This window comes from Bradyrhizobium sp. (genome assembly GCF_030697065.1).
Taxonomy (GTDB): Bacteria; Pseudomonadota; Alphaproteobacteria; order Rhizobiales; family Xanthobacteraceae; genus Bradyrhizobium.
Genome location: NZ_JAUYQU010000026.1, coordinates 1 through 11,834 on the forward strand (window position 1 = coordinate 1; position 11,834 = coordinate 11,834).

Consider the following 11,834-nt stretch of genomic DNA (forward strand, 5'->3'; position numbering starts at 1 on the left):
TCAGGCAGCCGCCCTTCAAGAATGTGCCGGCAGTAGACGTCCTCCAGCGAGCGGGAATCGCCGACCTTGATCAGCGCCTCCAGTCCCGGCGCATCCACTTCGCGAAAAACCGTCAGGTCCCCGGTGAATTCGGAGACGTAAGCGACCTGCATTCCCAGGTGTTGCCGAACCGCTTCAAGGGTTCGCTTGAGCGCGCCGTGCGGTTCTCTGGCGAGGGCTTCCGCAAAAGCGACCAGATCGATCAAGCTCGCCTTGCCCTGCCCGGCCATCTCAATGCTCCAAATTTGTTTCTGCGCAAAACATCGCAACACTCAACGAAACAAACCGGAAATCGGATCGATGGAACCGGTTCCATTGCTATGCATGATTAATGTTCGGACAATGAGCTGCGATCTGCGGTCGCGGGTGTCGGACAGCGGAGTCGGCGTTCGGGTCAGCCCGCGAAATCCTGCGGCGTGAAGCTGAGGTCGAGCACTTTCCATTCCCCGTACCGGTCCGACGGCAGCATCGCGTAGGGCTGGCAACCCTGCAGCGCGCCGATCGCGGCCTGCATCAGGGCCGGCCCCTTGGGCGACGCGCTGGCCTCGATCAGGACTGGCTCCGCCGCCAGCCTCGCTTCGAGCGTCATGAAGACCCGCAATTTGATCTTGAGCCTGTCCGAAGGTGCGATTGACGGCGGCAGTTTCGAACATGTCCTGAGTTTTCGCCTAAATTCCGCGACCAGGCTGGACGCGATGTCCGCCGCGGTGGACGCGGGACCGTCGAAGGGTTCGCCGCGCCTGTCGCCCGACCGGGCGGCCGGCGGCAGATCCGGCGACATAGCCGGCGGCAGCCCGAGCATCACATTGTATTTAATCGAAAGATCAGGCTGGGGAGCAGCGTAGGCTGGCGGCGGCGGTGCCGACGGCGGCGGCGGTGCCGCCTGGCTGGCGGGAGACGGCGGAGGCGCAGGCGGAGGTGCGGCCTTTCGAGAGGCCGTCTGCGGTGCGGACGCCGGCGGTGTGGACGCCGGCGGGGGCGAGGCCGGCGGGGTGGAGGCCGACGCCGGCGCTGGTGCCGCGTCCGATAAGTTGGGCGGGGTTGGCTTGAGAAGGTCGAAGGCAGGCCTGGTCTCCGGCGCCGGGACCGGCTCCGGCATCTTCTCCGCGACCTCTTCCGAGGTCACGATATCGACTGCGATCGGGTCGGCGGTCGCCGAGCCGAACGGATGCACGTCGCTGAACAGCAGCACCAGCACCAGCACCGAAAGATGTGCGATCGCTGACGCCGCGATGCCTGTGCGTATGGCTTGACCTGGTTCCACCTGACGGGATCACCTGCGGCTTGTCCAAGCTTGGCTTATAGCCCGAGCCTGTTCCGTCGCAACTGCCTCGGCGGAACATGCGCGTTCGCCAGAATAGCAAGCGCTGCAGCCGTCTCAATCCCATTTCGGCGCGAAGGCGTAATCGGTCATCCGGCCATTGGGCTTGGCCATCGCGAAGATCTGGCCCATCTCGTCGTCGGACAGCACGAAGTCGAAAATATCGATGTTTTCCGATAGCCGCTCGATCTTCGTGCTCCGCGGGATCGCGGCGACATTCTGCTGCACCAGCCAGCGCAGGCAAATCTGCGCCGCGGTCTTGCCGTGCGCCTGCCCGATCCTGGTCAGGGTCTCGTCGCCCCGGATGCGGCCCCGCGCCACCGGACTATAGGCGACGACGGCCATGCCATGACGGGCGCAGGCGTCCTTCACCTTGGCCTGATCGAGATAGGGATGGTATTCGACCTGATCGCAGGCCAGCGGCTCCGGGCAAGCAGCGACGGCCTCGTCGATCAAGGCGACGGTGAAGTTCGAGACGCCGATATGCTTCGCCATGCCGAGCTTCTTGACATGCGCCAGCGCGCCCATCGTCTCCGCCAGCGGCACCTGCGGATTGGGCCAGTGCAACAACAACAGGTCGACTTCGAACAGCCGCAGTTTCGTCAGGCTTTCCTTGGTCGACCGTTCGAGATCGTGCGGCGCGAAATGGGTGGTCCAGATCTTGGTGGTCACGAACACGTCTTCGCGCCGGACCCGGGACGCGCGCAGGCCCTCGCCGACTTCGCGCTCGTTCTCGTAGACCTGTGCGGTATCGATATGGCGATAGCCCAGTCGGAGCGCCTGCTCCACCAGCCGCGCGCAGGTTCGCCCGCGCAACTCCCAGGTGCCGAGCCCGATCGCGGGGATGCTGGCGCCGTTGGCTTGGATCAATTGCATCGCACTTGCTCAAGCAGATCGAGGTCCATTATGTTCCCTGCGCGGGGTGCTGCCAACATGGTCGCAGCGGATTCCGGTCCATGGGCGACGGTGCTAGGCCCGGGCCAAGGCGGCAAACACGGTCTCCGGCGCGTGGGCGATGACGGCGAGCAGCGCCCTCGCCGGTCCGCGCGGCATCCGTTTGCCCTGCTCCCAGTTTCTGATGGTCTCGACCGGCACCCCTAGACGGGCGGCAAATTCCAGCTGCGTCAACCGCGCCCGCCGCCGAAGGTCGCGCACCGCCGGTGGCGCGGCTATTGCTGCCGAGGCAGCCGGCGCTGCGGGCGCGAGCGGAAACTCCTGCCCGTCCCGCAGTTCGACGATCCGTCCGTCCGCTTTCAGCCGCAACCGCTGCATGTCCTGCTCCAGGCGGTAAGTGTCGGCGATGCGCGTTAAACCTCGCTTAACGATAACCCGGCGATCAGCACCCGATCACTTCAGCCCGAACCATAGGGTGGCAATGCCGAGAAACGAGAAAAAACCGACCACGTCGGTCACGGTGGTGACGAAGGTGCCGGACGCCACCGCCGGATCGGCCCGTACCCGCTCCAGCACCATCGGAATCAGAATGCCGCCGAGCGCGCCGAAGACCAGGTTGCACAGCATGGCGAGTCCGATCACGACCCCGAGCGCCGGAATCTTGAACCAGGCCACAGCGGCAACGCCGGCAATCACGGCAAAGGCGAGGCCGTTGACGAGCCCGACCAGGCCTTCGCGCAGGACCACGCGACGTGCATTGTGGGGACCGAGTTCGCGGGTCGCCAGCGCCCGCACCGCCACCGTCATGGTCTGGGTCGCGGCATTGCCGCCCTGGCTGGCGACGATCGGCGCCAGCACCGCCAGCGCCACCATCTGTTCGAGCTGGCCCTCGAACAGACCGAGCACCGAGGACGCCAGGAAGGCGGTGGCGAGATTGACCAGCAGCCAGTTGAAGCGGCCCCTGGCGATGGTCCAGACGTCGTCGGACAGTTCTTCGCCCGAGGTGACGCCGCCCAGCGCCTTGAGGTCCTCGTCGGCCTCTTCCTCGATCACGTCGACCACGTCGTCGATGGTGATGACGCCGACCAGCCGGTTCTCGGTATCGACGACGGGAGCCGCCACCAGATTGTACTTGCCGAACAGCCGCGCCACTTCCTCCTGATCGTCCATCACCGAGACGCGGCGGCGGTCCTCGTCAATCAGGTCGGCCAGCGGCACCGGGCGGCGCGAGCGCAGCAGGACGTCCAGCGACACCGCGCCCTGCCAGTGCTGCGCGCCGTCGACCGAGTAGATTTCGTAGAACCGGTCGGGCAGATCGGGGGTGTCGCGCATGTAGTCGATCGCCTGTCCCACGGTCCAGTCCGGCGGCACGGCGATGAACTCGGTCTGCATCCGCCGGCCGGCGGAGTTTTCCGGGTAGTCGAGGCTGCGCTCGAGCGCGTCACGCTCCGATGGCGACAGTCTGTCGAGGATCTCTTCCTGGTCCTCCTCGTCGAGGCCTTCGAGCAATTCGACGGCGTCGTCGGACTCCAGTTCGCGAACGCCCTCCGCAACCGTCTCGGGTTCGAGTTCCTCGAGGATTTCCTCGCGGACGGAGTCGTCGACCTCGTTGAGCGCCGAAAAATCGAAATCGGCGCCGGTCAACTCGACGAGGCTGACGCGGTCGTCGGGTTCCAGCGCCTCGATCAGGTCGCCGAGATCGGCTTCATGGAGTTCGGCGACGATGCTGCGCAAAAATGCGGCATCGCCAGCTTGAACCGCGCGCGCCATGTCCGCGACAAATTCGTGACGAATCCCGCCATTGTCATCGCGCATCGGGTGACGGTCGAGCCACGACGCATCGGCGGCCTCGGCAACGTCCGTAGCTTGAGCCATAGCGCGCCTCACCGTTTGACAGGGTTGATGAACTGTCCGAGTTATCGCTTGACGCATTAGCCAATCGGCATCACCCAGCGCAACGACAAATCCACCCGAACAGAAATGACCTTGGAAGTGACCAGGCTGTTGAGAATTGCCCTTGTCGCCTCGGTGGCGTGGACCGCGGCGGCGCAGGCGGCGGACTGCCCGCGCCCCGGAACGCTCGGAACCTCACGCATTCTTGCCGTCGATCCCGCGGCCACGCCACGGGTTGGCCTGAAGAGCTTTCCGCAGACCCTGCCGCTGGCGGACCGCGAGGTCGTGCTGACCTTCGACGACGGCCCGTGGCCGGCGACGACTTCGCGGGTGCTGGCCGCGCTGGCGCAGGAATGCGTGCGCGCGACGTTCTTCCTGATCGGCAAGCCGGCCTCGGAGCATCCGGCGCTGGTCCGGCGTCTCGCAGCCCAGGGCCATACCATCGGGCATCACACCTGGTCGCATCACAACCTCAAATACATGAAGCCGGCGGATGCCGAAGCCGAGATCGACAAGGGCATTGCCGCGGATGAAAAGGCGCTTCACGGAGTCGCAACCACGATCCCGAGCACGCCGTTCTTCCGGTTTCCCTACTTTGAAAGCACCCCTCACCTGCTGGAGCGGCTGCAGTCACGCGGAATCGCGGTGTTCGGCGCCGACCTTTGGGCGAGCGACTGGGAGCCCATGACCCCGCAGGCGCAATTGAAGCTGCTGACCGACCGGCTCAGGATTGCCGGCAAGGGCATCATCCTGCTGCACGATCCCAAGGCGCAAACCGCGGCCATGCTGCCGGCCTTTCTGCGCTATCTCAGGGACAATCACTATCGTGTGGTGCATCTGGTGCCCGCGCCAGGCGGCCCCGGCGTCGCCCGAGTCCCCTAGACTGGAACCATCCTCAAAAATCGGGCAATTAAGCCCGCGTTCACAGCGCGGCGGTAGTTTTGCATGAATGGGAATTGCGGTGTTGCATGATTGGTAATGAGTTGGTTACGGTCCGAATCCGGCGCCGGATCGTCGTTTGCCTGGGATTGTTCGCCGGCATGACCGCACAGGCTGCCCTGGCCGCCGATTGCCCCGGCAACCCCGATGCGCTCGGCACGTCACGAACCCTGGTGGTCGATCCCCGCGAGCATCCACGCATCGGCGCCATGCAATATGCCGAAACGCTGCCGCTCGCGGCCGGCGAAGTGGTGCTGACCTTCGACGACGGCCCGCTGCCGAAGTACAGCAACCGGATCCTGGAAATCCTGGCGTCTCAATGCGTGAAGGCGACCTTCTTCCTGGTCGGCCGTCAGGCCCAGGCCAATCCGGAAGGCGTCCGCAAGGTGCGCGACGCAGGCCACACCGTCGCGACCCACACCCAGAATCATCCGCCCGGCATGCATCTGTTGCCGATCGAACGGGTCCAGCAGGAGATCGACGAGGGCATTGCGGCGATATCAGCGGCGCTCGGAGACGGCACGGCGCCGGCCCCGTTCTTTCGCGTGCCCGGTCTCGCGCGCGCCGAAGGCATCGAGCAACATGCCGCCTCGAAGGGCGCCCAGGTCTGGAGCGCGGATTTCCCGGCCGACGACTGGCGGCCCGTTTCCTCGTCGCGGGTTTACGAAGTCGCGATGAAACGGCTGGAGGCCAGGGGAAAGGGCATCCTGCTGCTGCACGACATCCAGGCGCGAACGGTCGCTGCCCTGCCCAAAATCCTGCATGAGATGAAGGCGCGAGGCTATCGCATCGTCCACGTGGTGCCGGCCACGGCCGAACTGGCCGCGACGTCGACCGAACCGCAGCAATGGCGCACGCGTTCACGGCATGAAAACGTGGCAGCCCCGCATTGGCCGCAAATTCCCAGATTCGTTTTCGCCGAGCGCGCGATGCTGCCCGCGCCATGGCTGTCGGATTCATACTGGAATGACGAATGGCTGACGTCGTCCGATCACGCCACCAGCCCTGCGGGCGCCATGCCGACGCCGCGGCAGGCGCCCTGGCCCCGGCAAGTGCCGCCGCTGCTGAACGCCGTCAATGCCCTGCCGGTGCCGGCACCGAGCGTTTTCGAGTTCAGGGATCGGCCCCGGCCGGCGAAGGCAACCCACGCAGCCGGCCGCGCCACCGGGCGTGTGGCGCAATCCGGCCGGCCGGTGCTGAAGCGCCTGGTCCAGGTCAGGTAAGGAAGCGTTTGACGGCTCAGTTCGTCACGATCTTGGCGATGCACAGCAGCACGACCATGGCGAGAAAAAACAGGTCGATATAGGACTTCATCTCGCCGTCGCGTCGCAGCACCGCCACGTCGCTGACGACTTGCCTGCGCTGGGCGGCGGCGCCGGCCTCCCCGGCCACGGCGGCAAGGCGGCGTGCCTCGAGCTCGAGCCGCTCGATCTTCTGGAAGAAATAGAACGAGCGCAGCGCCGATACCGTGCGCATCGTGGCATAGACCAGCACCAGGATCGCGACGATGGCGCGCTGATTGTACTTCTCCATGAAATTCAGGCTGTAATAGACCAACGCCAGAAAAGCGAAATTGGAGACGACCCGGTAGATGTATCCCAGAACTTTCATGCGTATCTCCGATCGATCGTCAGCCAGGCATTTGAGCGAATGCGATTCGAGGCGGCCGCCCGCGGCTGGCATCGCTGGCGTGGGTCGCGCTGGCGTCGGTGTACGCCGACCTTGTTACTTCCAGGTAACGGACAGGCCGTTCGGCACCGGTTATCGCCCGGATGACGGCGTATCCTTTCATTTGCGTTGCCGGCTTTCGCCGCGGTCAGCATGGGCGCGTCGGCCTCGGCCTGCCATCATTCGCCTCGGGCGGCCCGCCTCTCCTTTGCAATCTTCGCGGGAATTTCGCGGCGCAACCCCGTGGACAGGGGGTAATTCCAGCGGCCCGAGCCCATTATTGCCGTTTTTTTGGTAATGTTAACATGGTATTACTTGTGCTAAGAAGCGCGTTTGGTGCGATATTGGCGAAGCGCCTTTGATGCGATATTGGCGACCAGTTCTATTAACTTAACCTTTGCGATGGCCATTTGAATTTCGTTGAAAAATTCGATTCCGGATCGTTCGGCGCCCCACGTGCGTTTTCCGGGGCGGGCGAATCCTTTTCCGTCGATGTCCACGCGCGGGGCCATTCCCTCGGGAGCGGCGGGCCGGACGCGATCGTCGTTCCGGACGCCGAACTGCTGTTTTCGGGCGACTACAAGCGGTCCGGCCTGGATCTGGTGCTGTCGAAGAACGGCCACGAATTCGTGGCGCGCGATTACTTCCGCGGCGACAGCCGGGCGGCGCTGGCCTCCCCTGACGGCGCCAGCCTGTCCGGCGACACCGTCGAGGCGCTCGCCGGCCAGGTCGACTACGCGCAGGCCGGCGGCAATATCGCGCCTGCCAAAATCATCGGCCAGGTCACCAAGCTCACCGGCAGCGCGACCGCGATTCGCAACGGCGTTTCGATCACCCTGAACATGGGCGACAACGTCCACAAGGGCGACGTGGTCCAGTCCGGATCCGATTCCTCGCTTGGCATCACCTTCATGGACGGCACCGTGTTCGGGCTCTCCTCGAATGCGAGGATGGTGCTGAACGAGATGATCTACAACCCGACCGGGTCGAACAACGCCTCGTTGCTGACGCTGGTGCAGGGGACCATCTCGTTCGTCGCCGGGGCGACCGCGAAAACCGGCGACATGAAGGTCGACACCCCGACCGCCACCATGGGCATTCGCGGCACGGCGGTTCTGGTGGAGATCGACTTCGACATCTACCAGCCCGGCCTGGCGCCGCCGGTTTCGTTCCGCGTCCTTGTCGAGCCGAATGGCGAGACGGGCGAATATGTCCTGTACGACAAGCAGACGCAGCAGCCGATCGCGACGGTGAACCAGGCTGGAACGAAAACCGTCGTCAACGGCCTGGGCGTCGTGACGTTTTTCCCATCGGCCGATATTCCCGCCAATGTGCAAAACCTGATCAACGAAATTTTCTCGATCAAGTTTACCGACGCCAATCCGAAATACATCGGCATTCCGCCGCTCGATACCCTCACGCCGCAGTCGTTCCAGCCCAAGCTGCCCGACGGCACGCCGATGGATCAGGTCCAGATCATCCGCATCGTCCTGGTGCTTGAACCGCTGACACCCTCGCCCCCCAGCGGCGGCAACAATCGATTCTATATCAACCTTCCGCCGGACCTTCTCGCCTCCAGCAGCCAGTTCACCGAACGGCTTCTGACGACCGGCAATACCGCGCTGGACACGGTGACCGGCGGAATTCATTTCGACGCCATCAACCCCGGCGACCGCCCGACGGTAACGGCCAAGTTCAATTCATTCGTCTACCGCGACGCGCAGCAGGAGACCATCGTCACGTCGTCGCTGACGCTGGAACAGCTGGCGGCGATACAGGCTGTCCAGGTACCGCTTACGGTGGTCCCCGATGCCGGCAATACCAATGTCGGCGACGCCACCTGGACCTACAGCGTCCAGGACAAGGCGCTCGACTTCCTGGCCGAAGGCGAAACGCTGACCCTGATCTACATGGCGCGGGTCGACACCAATTACAGCGAATACAACACGGTCGTCTTCAAACCGTTCAAGATCACGATCACCGGCACCAACGATCTGCCGACGGTGGCTGCCACCGGTTCGGGCATCATCGAACTGGATGGGACCAACAACCCCGAGATCAATCATGCCGAGGGCGTGATTACCTTCGCGGATGTCGACCTGACGGACCGGCCGACCGTGACCGCGCCGTTCGCGAACTATGTCTATACCGACGCCAACGGCGCGCCGCTCACCTTGACACCGGCGCAGCTGGCCGCGCTCGCGGCCACGCTGACGCTGACGCCGGCGCAGGGCAATACCAACAACGGTTCCGTGGCCTGGTCGTATGACGTCGCCGACAGCAATTTCGACTTCATCGCCGCCGGCGAAACCCTGGTCCTGACCTATCACGCCACCGTCGATGACGGCCATGGCGGAATCGTTGTCGTCCCGCTGACGCTGACGGTGTCGGTCCAGGGCACCAACGATATCCCGACCATCACGGCAACGAGCGATGGTTTTGTCGAGTTACCCGGAGCCACCAACAGCGCCAGTCCCGATCATGCCGGCGGCACCATCACCTTTACCGATGTCGATCTGACGGACCGTCCGGCGATTTCGGCGCCGTTCTCCGGCTACAGCTACACGGCGGCTAACGGCACCACCCCGCTGACCCTGACGCCGGCGCAGCTCAACGCCCTGGCCATCGCGCTGACGCTGGATCCGTCGCCGACCAATGCCAATAACGGGTCTGTTACATGGTCGTACGATCTCGCCGACAACCAGTTCGATTTCCTCGCCGTCGGCGAGACGCTGGTGCTGACCTATACCGCCACCGTCAATGACGGCCAGGGCGGCGTGGTCACCACGCCGATCACGGTGACAGTGACCGGCACCAACGATGCCCCTGCGATCAGTGCCATCGCGCAAGAGAATCTGGTCGAGCAGACCGACACCAGCGCCCTCACCGCCACCATTGCGGTGACCTTCACCGACGTCGATCTGACCGATGTCGGCCACACCGCGCAGGTGACGCAAGCGGTCGCGAGCGGCGTGACCACGGGGCTGGCGCTGAGCCCGGCCGACCTGATCGGGCTGATCGATGTCGGGACCGTCATCAAGAACGCGGGTTCGTCGGCCGGCTCGCTCAGCCTCGGCTTTGCCGCCGCTTCCACGGCGTTCGATTATCTCGCCGACGGCGAAGTCCTGACCCTGACCTATACCGTCGCGATCGACGACCATGACGGCGGCACCACGCCGCAGACCTTCGTGGTCACCATCACCGGCAGCAATGATGTGCCGGTCGTCGCCACGGCGGACCTCGCTGGCGCAGTGACCGAGGCCGTCGCGCCGACCGGCAACCTGACCGACACCGGGACCATCGCGTTCACCGATGTCGATCTCACCGATACCCACGTCATCGGCCAGAACATCGTGGCCTCGTCCGGAGCGCTCGGCGCGCTGACCGCCAGCGTCACCACGGACACCACCGGCTCCGGTCTCGGCGGCGTGGTGAGTTGGACCTACAGCGTGCCGGCCTCGGCGGTCGAATACCTCGCCAGGGACCAGATCAAGGTCGAGCAGTTCACCATCACGCTGGACGACGGCAACGGCGGCACCATCGATCGCATCATCGAAGTCACCATCACCGGCACCAACGACGCGCCGGTTGTCGATGCGATCGCCCAACAAAATCTGGTCGAGCAGACCGACATCAGCGCCCTCACCGCCACCATTGCCGTCACCTTCACCGATGTCGATCTGACCGATATCGGCCACACCGCCCAGGTGACGCAGGCGGTCGCAAGCGGCGCAACAACGGGCCTTCTGCTGGACCAGACCGCCCTGATCGCGCTGATGACGCCGGGAACCGTCACCAAGAACGCCGGTTCGTCGGTCGGCTCGCTCAGCCTCGGCTTCGTCGCCGCATCCACGGCATTCGACTATCTCGGCGTCGGCGATACCCTGACCCTGACCTACACGGTCGCGGTCAACGATCTCGATGGCGGAATGACGCCGCAGACGTTCGTCGTCACCATCACCGGCAGCAACGACATACCGACCATTGCCGGCGTGGCCACCGGTGACGTCACCGAAGACGTCGCGGTCGATAATGCGAACTACATCAACACCGCGGGTCTGCTCACCATCGCCGATGCCGATGCCGGCCAATCCAACTTCATTGCCCAGACCGGCACCGCCGGCAGCTACGGCAGTTTCACACTCGCCGCCGACGGCACTTGGGATTACACCGCCGACAACACCCAGACTGCAATTCAGCAACTCGGCGCCAACGACACTCTCACCGACAGCTTCACCGCGCTTTCTTCCGACGGTACCGCAAGCCAGATCGTCACCGTCACCATTCACGGCACCAACGACATACCGATCATCGCCGGCGTCACCACTGGTGACGTCACCGAAGACGTCGCGGTCGATAACGCGGACCACATCAATACCACCGGCCAACTCACCATCGCCGATGCCGACGCCGGCCAGTTCTATTTCGCTGCCCAAAGCAGCACCGCCGGCAATAACGGCTACGGCAGCTTCTCGCTCACCGCAGACGGCACCTGGGATTACACCGCCGACAACACCCAGATCGCGATCCAGGAACTCGACGCCAACGACGCCCTCACCGACAGCTTCCTTGCGATGTCGTCCGATGGCACCGCAAGCCAGGTCGTCACGGTCACCATTCACGGTACTGCCGATTATCTTCTGGTGGCCTGATCGCCGGCCTTGAGGTCATTCCTGCGGCGCAGGAATTCGTTTGGCCGTTCGAAACCGGCTCCGGGCCGGTATCTCGGGATTGGAAGGTAATCCTGGTGCGCTCGGAGGATGTGAAAGAAACACTAGAAACCATATACTTACGCAAAGGTGGGGGACTTTTTTTCGCTTTGAAACAGAATGGTATTTTCGGCAGCGCCCGCACCCCCTACTGAGATGGTCGGTTTCTAAGCTGGATTCTTCGCTTGCCTGTTCGATGCAACTATGGGCCGCAGCTGCGCCTGATCCATCCCGGCTGGCTGGCCTTCCGTCAGTACAAGAATTCCAGCTCGAAACCGGTTGATGCCGATCCTGCCCGCGCTCGAAGCGGTCTTGGCGGCGTCGCCGAGGTAGCCCAGTGGGACGAGTCCGCTGCGTGCCAGCCAGCCGCC

Annotated in this window: 9 protein-coding genes and 1 pseudogene; 3 read left to right on the top strand and 7 right to left on the bottom strand. The window is 64.2% G+C overall.

The genetic code is table 11. The annotated features are described in order from the left end of the window. The 5 genes and pseudogenes from Q8R73_RS02005 to mgtE all read right to left on the bottom strand — a co-directional run. Positions 1-269 (bottom strand): annotated as a pseudogene (locus Q8R73_RS02005) (hypothetical protein); the annotation flags it as partial. 164 nt (positions 270-433) lie between these two features. Next, on the bottom strand, positions 434-1,303 hold the full coding sequence (locus Q8R73_RS02010; RefSeq protein ID WP_305717881.1) for a hypothetical protein: 870 nt from the start codon (positions 1,301-1,303) through the stop codon (positions 434-436). A gap of 114 nt (positions 1,304-1,417) precedes the next feature. Next, on the bottom strand, positions 1,418-2,236 hold the full coding sequence (locus tag Q8R73_RS02015) for an aldo/keto reductase (RefSeq protein WP_305717882.1): 819 nt from the start codon (positions 2,234-2,236) through the stop codon (positions 1,418-1,420). A gap of 93 nt (positions 2,237-2,329) precedes the next feature. Next, positions 2,330-2,632 (bottom strand): DNA-binding transcriptional regulator, encoded by a 303-nt coding sequence (locus Q8R73_RS02020; RefSeq protein ID WP_305717883.1) that lies wholly within the window; start codon positions 2,630-2,632, stop codon positions 2,330-2,332. 75 nt (positions 2,633-2,707) lie between these two features. Further along, complete coding sequence (mgtE, locus tag Q8R73_RS02025; protein WP_305717884.1) at positions 2,708-4,129, bottom strand: magnesium transporter; 1,422 nt, start codon at positions 4,127-4,129, stop codon at positions 2,708-2,710. Between the two features lie 105 nt (positions 4,130-4,234). Between mgtE and Q8R73_RS02030 the strand changes: the two genes are divergently transcribed. Further along, the gene (locus Q8R73_RS02030) at positions 4,235-5,029 is read left to right on the top strand and encodes a polysaccharide deacetylase family protein (RefSeq protein ID WP_305717885.1); all 795 of its coding nucleotides are present in this window, start codon (positions 4,235-4,237) and stop codon (positions 5,027-5,029) included. A gap of 158 nt (positions 5,030-5,187) precedes the next feature. Beyond that, entirely contained in the window at positions 5,188-6,309 is a 1,122-nt protein-coding gene (locus Q8R73_RS02035; RefSeq protein ID WP_371126003.1) for a polysaccharide deacetylase family protein, read from the top strand. Positions 6,310-6,325: 16 nt separating this feature from the next. On the opposite strand, the gene Q8R73_RS02040 is transcribed toward Q8R73_RS02035, so the two are convergent. Continuing rightward, positions 6,326-6,697 carry a hypothetical protein gene (locus tag Q8R73_RS02040; protein ID WP_305717887.1) on the bottom strand — a complete coding sequence of 124 codons (372 nt, stop codon included), beginning with the start codon at positions 6,695-6,697 and terminating at the stop codon, positions 6,326-6,328. A 467-nt stretch (positions 6,698-7,164) separates the two neighbouring features. Here Q8R73_RS02040 and Q8R73_RS02045 point away from each other — a divergent pair, with 467 nt between their 5' ends. After that, positions 7,165-11,406, top strand: a complete 4,242-nt coding sequence (locus tag Q8R73_RS02045) for a VCBS domain-containing protein (protein ID WP_305717888.1) — start codon at positions 7,165-7,167, stop codon at positions 11,404-11,406. Between the two features lie 224 nt (positions 11,407-11,630). Here the strand turns inward: Q8R73_RS02045 and Q8R73_RS02050 are convergent. Beyond that, the coding region (locus tag Q8R73_RS02050; RefSeq protein WP_305717889.1) for a hypothetical protein at positions 11,631-11,834 on the bottom strand (204 nt) is incomplete at its 5' end.

Excerpts from the sequence above, each read along its gene's own strand:
- Q8R73_RS02015 (WP_305717882.1), bottom strand. The coding sequence starts at position 2,236 with ATGCAATTGATCCAAGCCAACGGCGCCAGCATCCCCGCGATCGGGCTC.
- Q8R73_RS02020 (WP_305717883.1), bottom strand. The coding sequence starts at position 2,632 with ATGCAGCGGTTGCGGCTGAAAGCGGACGGACGGATCGTCGAACTGCGG.
- mgtE (WP_305717884.1), bottom strand. The coding sequence starts at position 4,129 with ATGGCTCAAGCTACGGACGTTGCCGAGGCCGCCGATGCGTCGTGGCTC.
- Q8R73_RS02030 (WP_305717885.1), top strand. The coding sequence starts at position 4,235 with ATGACCTTGGAAGTGACCAGGCTGTTGAGAATTGCCCTTGTCGCCTCG.
- Q8R73_RS02035 (WP_371126003.1), top strand. The coding sequence starts at position 5,188 with ATGACCGCACAGGCTGCCCTGGCCGCCGATTGCCCCGGCAACCCCGAT.
- Q8R73_RS02040 (WP_305717887.1), bottom strand. The coding sequence starts at position 6,697 with ATGAAAGTTCTGGGATACATCTACCGGGTCGTCTCCAATTTCGCTTTT.